The organism is Nostoc sp. NMS8, assembly GCF_017115045.1.
In the GTDB taxonomy this organism is placed as follows: domain Bacteria; phylum Cyanobacteriota; class Cyanobacteriia; order Cyanobacteriales; family Nostocaceae; genus Nostoc.
The window spans coordinates 1-14447 of the sequence record NZ_JABXKK010000096.1 but is presented as its reverse complement, the minus strand read 5'-3'; the positions used below and the strand labels follow the sequence as shown (position 1 = coordinate 14447).

Annotated in this window: 12 protein-coding genes and 4 tRNA genes; 5 read left to right on the top strand and 11 right to left on the bottom strand. The window is 42.3% G+C overall.

All coding sequences use genetic code 11. From position 1 onward, the window contains the following. Positions 1-63 precede the first annotated feature (63 nt). The 3 genes from HWQ39_RS22070 to HWQ39_RS22060 form a co-directional block, all read right to left on the bottom strand. Positions 64-795, bottom strand: a complete 732-nt coding sequence (locus HWQ39_RS22070; protein WP_292849593.1) for a 16S rRNA (uracil(1498)-N(3))-methyltransferase — start codon at positions 793-795, stop codon at positions 64-66. A gap of 82 nt (positions 796-877) precedes the next feature. After that, positions 878-2794 (bottom strand): sulfite reductase, ferredoxin dependent, encoded by a 1917-nt coding sequence (gene sir, locus HWQ39_RS22065; protein ID WP_292849591.1) that lies wholly within the window; start codon positions 2792-2794, stop codon positions 878-880. Between the two features lie 240 nt (positions 2795-3034). Next, a complete protein-coding gene (locus HWQ39_RS22060; protein ID WP_292849589.1) occupies positions 3035-3574 on the bottom strand; it encodes a hypothetical protein in 540 nt (179 codons plus the stop codon). 394 nt (positions 3575-3968) lie between these two features. Here HWQ39_RS22060 and HWQ39_RS22055 point away from each other — a divergent pair, with 394 nt between their 5' ends. After that, on the top strand, positions 3969-4910 hold the full coding sequence (locus HWQ39_RS22055; protein ID WP_292849587.1) for an ADP-ribosylglycohydrolase family protein: 942 nt from the start codon (positions 3969-3971) through the stop codon (positions 4908-4910). 48 nt (positions 4911-4958) lie between these two features. Here the strand turns inward: HWQ39_RS22055 and HWQ39_RS22050 are convergent, their stop codons facing one another. The 3 genes from HWQ39_RS22050 to HWQ39_RS22040 all read right to left on the bottom strand — a co-directional run bounded on the left by HWQ39_RS22050 (position 4959) and on the right by HWQ39_RS22040 (position 7634). After that, positions 4959-5960 carry a transposase gene (locus HWQ39_RS22050; RefSeq protein WP_292849585.1) on the bottom strand — a complete coding sequence of 334 codons (1002 nt, stop codon included), beginning with the start codon at positions 5958-5960 and terminating at the stop codon, positions 4959-4961. A gap of 21 nt (positions 5961-5981) precedes the next feature. Continuing rightward, the gene (locus tag HWQ39_RS22045; protein WP_292849583.1) at positions 5982-6833 is read right to left on the bottom strand and encodes a hypothetical protein; all 852 of its coding nucleotides are present in this window, start codon (positions 6831-6833) and stop codon (positions 5982-5984) included. 141 nt (positions 6834-6974) lie between these two features. Next, positions 6975-7634 (bottom strand): Npun_F0813 family protein, encoded by a 660-nt coding sequence (locus HWQ39_RS22040; protein WP_292849581.1) that lies wholly within the window; start codon positions 7632-7634, stop codon positions 6975-6977. 358 nt (positions 7635-7992) lie between these two features. Between HWQ39_RS22040 and HWQ39_RS22035 the strand changes: the two genes are divergently transcribed. Continuing rightward, positions 7993-8065: transfer RNA gene (locus HWQ39_RS22035), tRNA-Arg, on the top strand. A gap of 72 nt (positions 8066-8137) precedes the next feature. Beyond that, positions 8138-8857, top strand: coding sequence for a group I intron-associated PD-(D/E)XK endonuclease (locus tag HWQ39_RS22030; RefSeq protein WP_292849579.1), 720 nt, complete (start codon positions 8138-8140; stop codon positions 8855-8857). A gap of 3 nt (positions 8858-8860) precedes the next feature. Here the strand turns inward: HWQ39_RS22030 and HWQ39_RS22025 are convergent, their stop codons facing one another. The 4 genes from HWQ39_RS22025 to nadA all read right to left on the bottom strand — a co-directional run bounded on the left by HWQ39_RS22025 (position 8861) and on the right by nadA (position 11561). Continuing rightward, positions 8861-10027 carry a DUF3596 domain-containing protein gene (locus HWQ39_RS22025; protein ID WP_292849577.1) on the bottom strand — a complete coding sequence of 389 codons (1167 nt, stop codon included), beginning with the start codon at positions 10025-10027 and terminating at the stop codon, positions 8861-8863. A gap of 191 nt (positions 10028-10218) precedes the next feature. Further along, a tRNA-Thr gene (locus HWQ39_RS22020) sits at positions 10219-10290 on the bottom strand. A gap of 87 nt (positions 10291-10377) precedes the next feature. Next, positions 10378-10463: transfer RNA gene (locus HWQ39_RS22015), tRNA-Tyr, on the bottom strand. 123 nt (positions 10464-10586) lie between these two features. Beyond that, positions 10587-11561, bottom strand: a complete 975-nt coding sequence (nadA, locus tag HWQ39_RS22010; protein ID WP_292849575.1) for a quinolinate synthase NadA — start codon at positions 11559-11561, stop codon at positions 10587-10589. A 149-nt stretch (positions 11562-11710) separates the two neighbouring features. Here nadA and HWQ39_RS22005 point away from each other — a divergent pair, with 149 nt between their 5' ends. Together HWQ39_RS22005 and HWQ39_RS22000 are read left to right on the top strand one after the other, a co-directional pair. Beyond that, the gene (locus HWQ39_RS22005) at positions 11711-12631 is read left to right on the top strand and encodes a TIGR04168 family protein (RefSeq protein WP_292849573.1); all 921 of its coding nucleotides are present in this window, start codon (positions 11711-11713) and stop codon (positions 12629-12631) included. 131 nt (positions 12632-12762) lie between these two features. Next, positions 12763-12847: transfer RNA gene (locus HWQ39_RS22000), tRNA-Ser, on the top strand. A 20-nt stretch (positions 12848-12867) separates the two neighbouring features. Here the strand turns inward: HWQ39_RS22000 and HWQ39_RS21995 are convergent. Next, positions 12868-14292: a hypothetical protein gene (locus HWQ39_RS21995; RefSeq protein ID WP_292849571.1), complete on the bottom strand. Its 1425-nt coding sequence runs from the start codon at positions 14290-14292 to the stop codon at positions 12868-12870. Positions 14293-14447: the final 155 nt, after the last annotated feature.

The window sequence follows — 14447 nt, the reverse complement described above, 5'->3', positions numbered from 1 at the left end:
ACTTTAAATACACGCTGGAGTGATGTCTCACCCAAAATCACTTTTGCGTGAGCTATAAATCATTTATACTTCACAAGCTGCGGAAATCAAGGATAATGCTACTACTGGGGCTGTAACTGCTCTCAGGATGCGACGACCAAGAGAAACAGGTTTAAATCCAGCTGACTCCGCATTCTCAATTTCTTGTATTGTCCATCCCCCTTCTGGGCCAGTAGCAATAACAATTGTTTCTTGTCCTTTGTCATTGGTCATTTGTCCTTTGTGCTGTAAGCAATGTTTTAAATGAGGATAATCACCACGAGCCTCACAAATGTAACGGTGACTTGTCTGATTGCCAGTGATAGCAGTATTAAAAGCAACAGGCTCTAAAATTGTCGGCACGAATGAGCGTTCTGATTGTTCAGCCGCTTCCGCAGCGATGCGCCGCCAACGTTCGAGCTTTTGAGGACTAGGATCAAGCAAAGTGCGATCGCTCAATACTGGTGCAATACAAGTTACTCCCAACTCTGTACAACACCGCACCACTTCATCAAATCCATTGCCTTTGGGCAACGCCACCATCAGCGTAATTGCTACAGGTAATTCAGTTTCTACCAAAAGCGGTTCTAAAACCTCTGCTTGTTCCCCTGCAAGCTGCGCTAACCACCATTTCCCCACGCCATCCATTGCAATAAAGCGATCGCCTTCACGCAAGCGCAACACACGCCCTAAATAATGCTGTTGTTCTTTAGTGAGCAAAATTTGCCCTTGTTGGAGTTGGGAGGGTGCGATCGCAATTCTTTGCAGTTGAGACATGGGATTTTGGAATTTCAAGAATATCAAAGATGGACACAGATAAGTCCATCTGTGTCCATCATGGTTGAATTATTGATTCGGCTTAGGAAAGATTCTGGAAGTAAACCTCTAACGCTTCAGTCACTAACTGAGTCATCGGCTTACCTTGGCTTTCTGCAACTTCCTTCAACTTGCTATAAACCTCTTCTTTCAAGTTGACCCGATGGCGTGATTTGCTTGCACCATTGGGTGTTTGGGGTTCGTAGGTGCTAGCAAATTCGCGGATGGCATCAAAACCAACGCGATCGCAAAAATCACCGAATTTTTCCTTCGATTTCCGAGATTTCTTAAAGTAAACAAAAATAGGCTCTAAGAAGCTTTCCAAGTCATTATGGTGCAGCTTTTCTGTGTAAGGTTGTGCCAGTCGAGTCTGATTTGGCGAACCCCCTAACCATAGCTGGTAAGATTCTGGAGCGCTACCAACAAAGGCCAATTCTGCCAAGTAAGGACGAGCGCAGCCGTTAGGACATCCTGTCATCCTTACCACAAAATGTTCATTTTGTAAACCAACTTTATCCAATAGGACGCGAACCCGCTCCAAAATACCTGGTATTGCTCGTTCTGATTCCGTGATTGCCAAGCCGCAAGTGGGCAAAGCCGGACAAGCCATTGCATAGCGCACTAGAGGTTCGATTTTACTGGGGTCGTCTACGACACCGTGACGGCTGAGAATGTCTTGAATAGCTTCCTTGCTATTTGGTTCGATATCGTAAAAAATCAGGTTGTGGTTGGCTGTCAGACGTATGTGTAAGTTAAATTGCTCGACAATTTCCCGTAAAGCGGTTTTCAGTTGAAACGAACCTTCATCCTTGATTCGACCATTTTCAATGGAAATTCCTAAGAATAGCTTGCCATCACCTTGTTCATTCCAGCCGAGGAAGTCGTAATATTTAAACTCTGGTAGTGGTTTAAAGGCTTCGACTGGTTTACCAAAATATTCTTCAACTTGGGCGCGGAATTTATCTACACCCCATTCATTGATTAGATATTTTAATCTGGCATGACGACGATCGGTGCGATCGCCATAATCTCTCTGGGTAGCAACAATCGCTTTTACTATGTCGTAAACGTCATCCTTCGCCACATAACCAATGGGATCTGCTAACCTAGCAAAAGTTTCTTCTTTACCGTGGGTTCTGCCTAAGCCACCACCAGCAAAAATATTAAATCCTTCTAATTGCTTCTTCTTATTGGTAATTACTACCAATGTCAGGTCTTGGGAATACAAATCAACGGAATTATCCCCTGGCACCGTCACGCAAATTTTAAACTTGCGGGGCATATAGTACGTGCCATAAATCGGTTCTTCGTTGTCATGGATAATTGTGCCATTTCCATTGCGTTGTCGCGCTGCCTTCACCTCTGGGGCTTCTTCAGCACTAATTGCCTTTTCCCCATCTAACCAAATTTCGTAATAAGCGCCTGTCTGCGCTGTCAGCAAGTCAGCAATATTCTGGGCATACTCCCAAGCATACTGATACTCTGGACGATTCTTAAAGGGGGCTGGTGGTGCCATCACGTTGCGGTTAATGTCGCCGCAAGCTCCCAAAGTCGAACCCAGGTTTTTGACAATGGTAGCAATTGCTGATTTAAGATTCTTCTTTAAAATTCCGTGCAGTTGGAAACCTTGACGGGTAGTTGCTCGTAATGTGTGGTTGCCATACTCATCAGCAATTTTATCTAAAGCTAGATATAGCTGCGGCGGTACTAAACCACCCGGATTTTTTGTCCGCAGCATAAACTGGTAATCTTTTTCCTGTCCCTTGGTGCGGTTGTCGCGGTTATCCTGCTGGTAAGAACCGTGATACTTCAAAAGCTGTACCGCATTTTCAGTAAAATGGGTAGTGTCTTGAAGGATCTCAGTTGCTACAGGTTCACGCAAAAAATTACTATTTTCCTTGATTCCTTCGACTTTGGAAGGCTTACGGCTAGCGATGGGGGAAGGAGCAGATTTAACCATTAGACTTGTATAGTATTCTCAATAAAGCATTACGTAGACGCCGAATCAGCACCCTTCGGCTACTTGATCCCCGGTAATCCGGCCGGAATAATGAGGAATATTTTAATTTTACCACGGCAAAAGCCGGCTTTATCAGTGATTTAACACTTAACAAAACCAGCTTTTAGGAGTAATGAGTTTTGTGTGCTGAGTCCTGAGTACTTAAGTAAAGTATAGAGCCAATAAGGACTCAATAATCTTTTATTTGAAGCGATAGCCAATACCACCATTGATGCTAACAGCAGAAGCATCGCTATTTTGGTAAGCACCAAGTCCGACTTTGGCATTAGTGTAGACGAGGAAATTGTTAGCAACTTCCGATTCAACGCCAGCACCAAGCACTACTGAATCTCTATTACCTATGGGAGTTGGTGAGCCATCTTTCTCTACAAAAGAATAACCACCAGTTAAATAGGCATTAGTTTTATTAGCAATAGGCACATCCACAGAAAGTTCTGGGATGATAGCACTTGTCTTATCGCTCCAGAGGACATTACCGCGTGCAGAAAACGGCGTATTTCCTAATTTTGCGCGGCCTGTGACATTACCGCCAAATGTGGCATCGTCGTTGATACCTTGTCCGCCACTAGTAACGCCAGCTGCAACACCAGCGCCAACATAACTAGCATCAGTACCCTTTTTGGTTTCAGCAGAAGCTTGACCAGATGATAGAACAAAAGGAGCAACTATTAAGGAAGACAATGCAGAAATTGTCACGAAAGACTTGAGTAAGCGTTTCATAATTTTGTCCAAATTTTGTATTTTTTACTTGTACATTTCAAGTCGAAAATCGTGTGAAAATGTTCCGAATTTTTTCTAAGTTTTGTTAAATGAATGTTTCTATTGATGCCTATAATTTACAAGCTAACTATCTCTGAAAATAATAAACTAGCTGTTATAATTACATTCAATGTCTTTTAGTCCGAGTTCTTTGTTCCCAAAATAGACGCTTTGAAAACTGGCACAATATTTGGAACTAAAACTTAGTAAGTATCTGGTAAACAAAATACCCTAATAAAAAATTTGTGCCGAGCTTTTCACAGAGGATGAAAAAGTAGGCTGTAACATCTGTTGCAACAAGTTATAGAGGGAATCTATAAAGTTAATTTTGAGCAATTTTTGTGGAGATTGAATAATGCTAACCGCTGCAAAAACATTGTCTGGTTTGATGGGTTTATGTGTCGGTGATGCGTTGGGTGTGCCAGTAGAGTTTACTAGCCGTGCTGAACGAGTAAAATCTCCAGTGACAACGATGTTGGGTTATGGCACATGGAATCAACCACCAGGAACTTGGTCAGATGATAGTTCCTTAAGCTTTTGCTTGGCAGAATGCCTTTGTAGGGGGTATTCCTTGGATGCCATAGCCAATTCCTTTTGGCGCTGGTACAAGGAGGCTTACTGGACTCCCCGTGGCGATGTCTTTGATATTGGTCAAACTACCCACACAGCAATTATGCGCCTGAAACAGGGAGTTGTTCCCCATCAGGCAGGCGGTAAGGTTGAAAATAGTAATGGCAATGGTTCTTTAATGAGAATCTTGCCAATGGCTTATTGTCACAGAAACTTAACTTTAGGCGAATTGCTGGCGCGGGTGCATGATGTTTCGGCAATTACCCATGCTCATGCGCGATCGCAAATGGCCTGCGGCATTTATATTAGTATTGCAGTGGCGCTCTTAGAAGGGGCTGACCCGCAAACAGCTTATTTACAAGGATTACAAGACATCCAAACAATTTATTCTGTGCGGGAGTTTTTATTAGAGAAGCCGCATTTTGGCAGAATTTTCAGTGGTGAGATTGCCAAAGTACCAGTAGAAGAGATTAATTCTGGTGGCTATGTGATTGACACCTTGGAGTCATCTTTATGGTGTTTATTAAATAGCTCGTCTTATTCTGAAGCGGTACTGAAAGCTGTCAACTTAGGCGGAGATAGCGATACTACTGCTGCTGTTACTGGTGGATTAGCGGGAATTTACTACGGGGTAGAAAATATTCCCAAACAATGGATGAACCAAATTGCTCGTAGACAAGACATTATTTACTTAGCAGAGCGTTTTGCAAGGGCTGTTTACACTTAGAGTTAGGAGTTAAAAGTTAAGAATTATGAAACTCCTAACTCCTAACTCCTAAACCGTAGACAAAGAATAGACTTGACCATCAATTAACAGTCGTGTGATGCCCTTAGCTTGCAGATGAGTACGAGCCTTATGGAGCATTTTACTATCTGGAACTTTAATTACGCGATCGCGCTTTGTAGAAAAACGCTTGGCGACACGATGGTTATCAAACACCGGCAGAGTTCTTTGCTGAGTTTCCAGGCTGGGAATTTGCCCCAAATCACCAAAGTCTTTCAGAGGGCGGGTAATTAATTCTGAGGAACGGTCAATTACCAAATAGCAAGTTTTCGGCAAATTTGCTACTGACAGAGGCAAAACTTGAACTGATGCTTCACCTGGTCTGCGTTTTGTGACTAAAGGTCTTTCTTCATCCAGGTCATCATCATCAAAGTCTTCTTCCTCAAAGTCGTCATCCTCTAAATCATCATCATCTAAATCATCCAAATCCTCTGATTCGTCTAGCAAATCTTCACCCAGCATGTGCGCGATGACGGCTGCTCCTGGATGTTCAACCTTTAGAGGTGGGATGGAGATGCTGACTATTTCCGGCGGCTTTGGCTCAGGAGTTTCTAATTTCTCAGATGTGACTCGGAGTTTCGGTTTTTCCGCCGCCGAGGGGCGTCGCCGCACCCGTCTACTAGCGGCAATTGACTCCGCCGTTTCCTCTGAGTAAAGTTCCTGCTCTACACGAATTATCTTACGTGGTAGTGGCTCAACCTTTGGCACTTCCAAAGGTGGGCTTTCAATGGGTGGAACTTCTATTTCCGGCTCAGGTTCAGTCAGCAGTGGTAACTGCTCGTAGCTAACCTGTGCCCTTCCCTCAGGAGTTCTCGCAGCCCGCTTTAAAGAGACTAAGTATTCATACTCATCCTCTGGCAAAGTACTTTTGAGCAGGCGACTAATTGTCGAGTTACTCACACCGTAGCGGTCTGCCAAAGTTGAGGTTGTTTCGGCAGTCTCTCGATATAACTTCAGAATTTCTTGCTTGTCAGAGTCTGTTAATTTTCTCACGGTAGATACCAAAAATCCTTACTAAGCTCGTTTTCTTGTGCTGGTACGCCGCGTTCGTCTTAGTGATGCGTCATATTCTAAGGCAGCGCCCATACCAAATAACACTCCACTAAACACCCAAAATACTTCTAATATCTCTCCACTTTGATAATTGGGGCCTTGGGCGTATTTAAACCACATATCTGCAATGTAAAGCGAAAAGGCCGCGGCTGCAATCATTCGCCAAGACTGGGAAACTCTTCCTCCCCAAAAGGCTAGCAGCAGAGTGGTAGCAATAATTAACAGAACCACATCGCTAACTACGTAAAACCAGTTCAAAATAGCGACTAGCAGTTCCGTGGATGTTTCCTGTTGTATAGAAATCCACCATGCCAACAAACTACCAAATACTGCAATTGCTAACACAATTAGCCACTGCCATTTTTCCAGATTGATTCGCCTGGAAGCCACAGCTAAAATCATGCCTGCGCCAAGTAATAGATAAGTCAGTACAAAAAATATATCGCCTACAGACACATCCGGTTCATCTTTTAAAACTATCTCGGTATAGCCGAAAATTATCCCCCCAACGAAATAGGAAAGCATACCTAACCCAATTAAGAGCCAAACATTCCGGCCACTGACGATTTGTGGACTCAGCCAGTTCCTCAAGCATAAGATACTGGCAGCCAAATAAGCTAAAGCTTCAAAAATATTTGTGCCAATCACATACCACTCAGCCCGGATTTCTATGCCATCGGCTCCGGGAACTTTGGCACTAAACAACAAAAAGTATAGCAGTGCCAGTACAGCCCAGCCAATATTAGCTAAGACAATGTTCTGAGTATTGAAAATAGATTTAGAAAGGAACGAATTCTCGTAAGAGTTATTCATAGGACAAGACTTATGTAGATGCACTCTGGCAGTATTTTGAGTTAAAGGACTGTATATATAGCAGTGTGTCTGCTAGGCAATACACAATCGGACACCAAAAGCAATTTGCCAGTGGCCGGAATTTCTGAAAAAATTTCCATGCTACTGCCATAGTTTACCCAGTGGCGATTGATTTAGCCAATTGATAAACAGCGCTCGCTCGGCTTCTGGCATATCTTCTAGCTTATAAATTACTTGTTTGGTAAAATTACCATTGCCAAAATAGGCTTTTCCTAATCGATGCAGTTCTTGTAACAGAATAACTACATGATTTTCTTGCCAATCAGGTATTTTGGCTACCGGCAAAGGATTAGTAGACACCAAATATTTAACCGCTTCTAGAGAAGACGCTTGGGGAAATTGCTTCTGCTTTAATACTTCGGCAATATCTTTTTCAAATAATGCAACTTGTCTAGCACCTAAAAACTCTTCAATATCGATAGAAACACCTTGTAACAGCAAAATACTGGCTTGGATTAAAATCGCCGTTTTGCCATGACCACCTGTGTCACTATCCAGCTGCTCTAAACGGATTTTGCCCCAAACACTAAAGCGTTCCGGTTCCTCCAGCAAAACACAAGCTTTACCTCGGTTATCCGTCAATTCTCTCCATAAGGCTCTAGCTTCTTCTTCTTGACTAGCTTTGAAAACACTAATCAAGCGAAAAGTTTGCCCTTGATAACTGAGAATCGGCACTTGCTGATCCTTTTTTGGGTGCTGAATGCTTGATATTTCAACATCCTGCCGTTTGAGAATAAACATGGCACTAGCAAATAACTCCTCACAGGGGCACTCTTAATATGGAATATATAATGGCATTTGGCAGTATCGCCAAGGCTGAAATTACCTAGCATACTGTGAAAATGAGCCTCACGATCGCCAGATGCTTCCCGAAGGTAGCCGCCCAGAGGACGTTAGCGCTAACGGGCAAATAACCCCTTGACAACACAATATATCTAAACCAATACCCCATCTGTTTCGTTTTCGGTGTAGATTGCACTAACTAGCGACTAGCATCTTAGCCTTGCTAGTAGTAAATCTGCAATTTTTGATTGCTTCTTGGTAGGTGAAGACGATATAATAATGTAGGTGACTCTTTCGGGAGCCATGATTTTGTTTTGGGCGCGTAGCTCAGTGGATAGAGCCACGGATTTCTAATCCGTTGGTCGCAGGTTCGAGCCCTGCCGCGCCCGTTTTAACTGAATATGAACCCTAAAAAAGCCTTTTTATGGTAATTTACCAAAAAGCCTTGAGAGTTCATATAAATGCACCACACAAAAGACAAGGGTGATCTAGCAGCTGCTAAAGTGATAGCAGATTTAGTAAAGAAAGAATATTCGGTTTTTGTACCAGTAGTAACTGAACACGCATCCTTTGATTTGATTGCCTACAAAGATGGCAAATGTTACAGAATTCAAGCTAAATACAGTTGTGATGGCACACTGAAAAATAAAAGCAATTGGGCAGACAAGAATGGTTGTCATGAGAAAAAGTACAAATCTGATGACTTTGATTTCTATGGTCTTTATTTGCCAGATATAAACAAAGTAGTGTATCCATCAATCAAGTTTGGCGGTTGCGGTATCAGGACAACGCCACCTAAATCACCCAATCCTTTTTACTGGTGGGAGGATTTTACAGACTTTACTGAAGTAGCACTTAAGCGAACCTACAAGGAGTTTGGCGTTGACTTAACAACCAGAAAGGTTAACCCAGATTCTAGAATTCATACTAGAAAAGTAGAAAGACCATCAAAAGAAGAACTAGAAAAACTAGTTTGGGAAAAGCCAACTGCACAAATTGGTAGAGATTTTGGCGTGTCTGATAAGGCTGTAGAAAAGTGGTGTAAAACTTATGGAGTAGAAAAGCCACCCAGAGGGTATTGGGTGAAGAAAGCTTATGGAAAAGTAGAAGGACAGTTAATAACCCACCATAATGAGGAAACAAGTCGTGACCTTAGCTTGAGTAAGGAGGTGAATTTCTGAATACTAAAGCGGTTTAAGTTGGTCTAAAAGTTTAGCATCAAGATATTTTTGTTCTATAACATCCACTGAATTATCATACCATTTTGCAACTATAGCAGTAGGAACACCTTTAGCAATTTGCTCAGATATGAAAGTATCACGACACGAATATGGTGTGGTTTGACGTTCTACTAATGGGTCTACAATTTTATCCCAAGCTCGACGTGAGAAGTTTCTGTAATGTATTGATAATCCTTCTGGTGATGGAAATATTAAAGATTCCGGCTCAATATGTTCTGGTTTTATTTTTAAAATTAATTCTTGTAGTCGTTGGTTACAGTTAAAAACGCGCTTTTTATTGTTCTTGGAGCCATTAACCCTTACCCTTTCACCATTTCCCACCTGAACTAATGCGCCTTCAAAGGTAATTTGAGAACAATCAGGTGTAATATGCTTCCATTGCAAACCGATAGCTTCTGATGGTCGGCATCCTGTTAAAAACAAAAACTCTACAAATGGTGAGTAATAGCTGTAACCTATACCTTTAGATGGTTTGTGATTTTTAAAAGCCTGAATTATTTTTTCTTTCTCTTCTTCACTAAAAGCGTTAGGTTGTGAATTATTCTGCCACTTATGTTTGGGAAGTTCATTGTACATCCCTTCAAAAGGATTAAAAGTTAGTAAACCTTGTTTAATTCCCCATTTACAAGCTGCGGAAAGATACATAAGTACATCTTTGGCTTGTGAGGTAGTTGTTTGTTGCAACAATGCGAGTCTGATTTTTATACCCTCATCCAAATCTTGATATGGACAGCGTTTAATATGTTTTTCTAGTACAGCTAGTTTATCCAGTGTTCTAGGTTTTAGAGATGGGCGCTTGTAATCAATGTACCTATCCCACAGGTCTGAAATTGTTAATATCTTCTGCTGTTCGCCAGGAGTAACTATAGATAAATGTCTCTGTGGCTTGTACTTAGCCAGTGTTTCATCGAAGCTACCAGATGTAATGTCTAACTCTATCTGATGTGCTTTCTGTTCTGCTAGCTGACGATTTTCTAGCGTATCAGCTAAATTCAGAGTCAAATATTTTTGTGTACCTTCGTAAAGTTGTCTTGGCAGTCTTAGACGTAATCGACTTTGAAATGATTCAACACTTACTGTTCCTTTAGACGCTTTTTGTGTTCTGCCCATTAATTTTGACTATTAAAATAATTTGCTCTATAAAAATCATAGTCAAATCATAGTCAAAAAACAAGCTCATAGTCAAAATCATAGTCAGAATAACCACGAATGCAAGTAAGAGACTTAGCTTTTGAACATCTAATATCTCTTAATAAGGCTGAAACCTTTGAATTTGGGTTGATTGTTTTATAAATTTAAAAAGCCCGTGACGAGGATTGAACTCGTGACCTCACCCTTACCAAGGGTGTGCTCTACCACTGAGCCACACGGGCAAAATATGATTTGGGTTTTTTAGTTGTAAGCTACAATGCTGGGAGCTTTGCTCTTAACCCAGTCATTATAACTTATAACTTCGTAAGTGGTGGGCCGGGCTGGATTTGAACCAGCGTAGGCGCAAGCCAACGGATTTACAGTCCGTCTCCATTAACCACTCGGACACCGACCCGATTTGTCTCACGATTTAAAATCTTAGCACCACCTTTTAGAAATAGCAAGTAATTAGAAAAAATAACTTCGGGGTAGAGATCGCAACAAAACTGCGTCTCTACCATCTGAGAAAAAATACTGGTTACACGCTCATCTCCAGCATTCGTTGCATTGGTCGCAGTGCAGCCAGCCGAATATCCTCTGACATGGTAATTTCGGGAGTACGATTTTTCATTGCCCAGTAAAGCTTTTCTAGGGTATTTAACCGCATAAAGGGACATTCGTTACAAGCGCAGTTATTCATCGGCGGTGCGGGGATGAAGTGCTTGTCAGGAGCTAGTTTTTGCATTTGGTGAATGATTCCAGGCTCTGTCGCAACGATAAATTCTTTGCTGGGGCTGTTTTGGCAATACTTGAGTAAAGCGGCTGTGGAGCCAATAAAACTGGCGTGGCGCAATACACTACTTTCACATTCTGGATGTGCGATCGCCTCTGCTTCAGGATGGGCAATTTTTAACTGGACAATTTTCTTTTCTGAAAAGGTTTCATGGACAACACAGCTACCTTGCCATAGCACCAAATCTCGTCCAGTCTGTTCCATGACATACCGCCCTAAATTCCGATCTGGGGCAAAAATAATCGGCTGTTCCTTCGGTATCTGCTGGACAATTTTCACAGCGTTGGAACTGGTGCAAATAATATCACTCATCGCCTTGATATCAGCAGAACAGTTGATGTAAGATACCACCAGATGATCTGGATGCGCTGCTTTAAAAGCTGCAAACTCATCTGGTGGACAACTGTCTGCTAAAGAACAACCAGCATCCAAATCTGGTAAAAGTACTAATTTATCGGGATTAAGGATCTTTGCTGTTTCTGCCATGAAGTGAACCCCAGCAAAGACAATCACATCCGCATTGGTTTTTTCGGCGGCTCTTGCTAGTTGTAATGAATCCCCAATAAAGTCTGCAATATCCTGAATATCTGGCTCTTGATAATAATGTGCCAGGATAACGGCGTTGAGTTCTTTTTTGAGACTCTGAATCGCGGCAAACAAATCTAGTGGTAGTTCACCCAGTTGGGTTTTTTCTCGTTGAGCTAGTGCAGTAGTAAACACAGTTTAGGGGTGCTTTATGTTGCAAATGTATGTCCTGTGGATTCAATTATAGTAGTTTTTACCAAAAATAGTGGACGGTTGATATTTTGGGGTTGTGTCCAAATCGGGCTGAGTTTCATATCCTGGAGATAGACGGCAAGGAAAGTGGCATGACCAGTCAAGAAACTCAATCGATAAACCTCAAAATTGCTGTAGTTGGAGATATTCACGACCAATGGGAAGTGGAAGATGGCGTTGCACTCAAGCATTTGGGTGTTGACTTAGTGCTGTTCGTCGGGGATTTTGGCAATGAATCGGTGGAAGTGGTCAGAGCGATCGCATCTCTCGATATTCCCAAAGCAGCCGTGATGGGCAACCACGATGCCTGGTACACGGCCACAGAATGGGGACGCAAAAAGGCTCCTTATGACCGCTCTAAGGAAGACTGGGTACAGGAACAACTCGATTTATTAGGTTCGTCCCATGTCGGTTACGGTAAGTTGGATTTTCCCGCTTGGAATTTAACTGTAGTGGGGGGTCGTCCCTTTACCTGGGGTGGCCCAGAGTGGAAATTCGCGGAAATCTGTAAAGAACGTTACGGTGTGACGAGTTTGGAAGAATCCGCCGATCGCATCGGGAAAGCAGTTAAAAGCGCCGCTTACGAGACAATTATATTTTTGGGTCACAATGGGCCTAGTGGGTTAGGCGATCGCCCCGAAGACCCCTGCGGGAAAGATTGGCATCCAATTGGCGGCGATTTTGGCGATCCAGATTTTGGCGAGGCGATTTCTCATGCCTTGACTGCTGGTAAAACCATTCCTCTGGTGACATTTGGTCACATGCACCGAGATTTACGCCATACCAAGAAGGTGCAGCGCAAACCCATCTTTAGAAGTCCAGAGGGGACAATTTACTTAAATGCGGCTAGTGTCCCCAGGATTGTGGAAAATGACGGCGAGAAGTTGCGTAATTTTTCCATTGTCACCCTAGAGGCGGGTGTGGTTTCGCAAGTTTCCCTAGTTTGGGTGGGGAATGACTTTCAGGTGGCTAAGGGGGAAATTTTGTACGAGCGATCGCGTATTGTGTCGTAGACATTCGCATCCAGTAGTGCAATCTGCGTGGATAATAGGGTATAGTATTATCTGTCAAGTTTAGTGCTAATCAACAAAACCGCCTGAATAGCGTCTGAAACTAGGATAAGCACAAGTTTGACAGATTTACTGGAGAGGTGGCAGAGTGGTCGATTGCGTCCGACTTGAAATCGGATGAGGCTAAAACCTCCGGGAGTTCGAATCTCCCCCTCTCCGTTTTTAGATAAAGTAAAAATTTAAAGAATTAGAGGTTCATCTGAATTAATCATAAAGTCATCAAACTCTTGAAAGTTTTCAAATTGTAGTTTTTTGCCAAAAAGTTCGGCAAAGTTTGCAAGAGCTAGAGTTGTTAACTCTGGCTTATTAGAGGTTAATCCTGCATCTATTGCAGTAAAGCAAGCATCAAATTCTACACAACGAGCCTGAAAGTTTGCTTCAAAAAGATGCTCAAACTCTGCCTGTTGTTCTGCCATAACTTTACAAGCTGCTTCGCAGATAGCCTCTACTTGTTCAGCTTCTTCCTCTGCCAAACGAGCCTGTTTGAAAATAGTGGCAGCAGATTGATAGATACTCGCAGCAATAAGATACCCTGCTATACTTCCAACTATTGCACCAACAGGGCCAAAAATAGCTCCTGCTGCTGTGCCTGCATACAGACTATATGTAGTGCAGGTTCCAGTCTGACCAACTCTTTCTATTAACTCCTCAGTTGTAATTTCTCCTTTTGCAAAGCTGTAGACTGAAGCACCAACATCAATAACACCAGCAGCGACCGTAACTGCAACATTAGATTTGGCTAATGCTTTAACACCTAGCTTAGTAGCTCCATACCTGATTAGCGTACCTCCTATACCTGTAGTAGCACTACGCACGCCAGATTTACCTGCATCTTTAACAGTGGAAACAATTGCGTCTTCGACAGTATTTTCGCCTTTAAAAACAGTTATGCTGTTTTTAACTACTGAAATTACTCCACCAACTATGAATCCTGCAACTGCTGCATTAGCTCCTGTAACGGCTGCTTCCTTAGCAACATACTTTGCTTCGGTGATAGCTGCGTAGATATCAGGATTTTCAGCAGCCCAAAGATTTTCCTTATAAGATGTCCCATCAGATTGGATTTTCCCTGCTTTGAGTCTATCCGTAGTATTTTTAGCTGTATCTGCATATTCCTCTGCTTTGAGAGTTCCTGATTGCGAACGTTTTTCAGCTAGTTGCTTTACTTTTTCAGCATTACCATCAGGCACTAGTTTCTGCATTCCCTGATACTTTTGATTGCTGACAGCATGAGTTAGGTGACTAGCTTTGTCCATAGACTTAGCTTGAACTTCCTCAATAACGAGATCACCCTTCTTAATCAAAATATCAGCAACAGCGTGAGGTTTACCCTCAGCCGCTGTTACAACTGCCTTGAGTGGAGAATTGTTTAAAGCAGCATCTGCATTAAATTTAGCAGCTTCTATATATTCAAATAGATTACCTTGTGAAATCTTAGGATCAACTGCTCCCAGTTTTTCAGCAGCAATTCTGAACAAATCCATCCCCTGCTGTATGGCATCGGTTGCTGCTGCGTTTTGTTGAGCTTCTACAGCACCGTGAACACCAGATGCAAAAGATGTTGCAGAATAAACTACTTCTTGACGTTGGACTTTTTTATTCATTTTTGACATCCATAAATTCCAGTTTTTACTAAAAAACGCTAGGCCGAAAAAAGAAAACTCCCAACTAGAAAGCTTTAGGTAAGTTAGGAGTAATAGACACTAGGACTTACGCATTGACAGAATAACAAAATAGTGAATTCATAAATAAGGGTCGT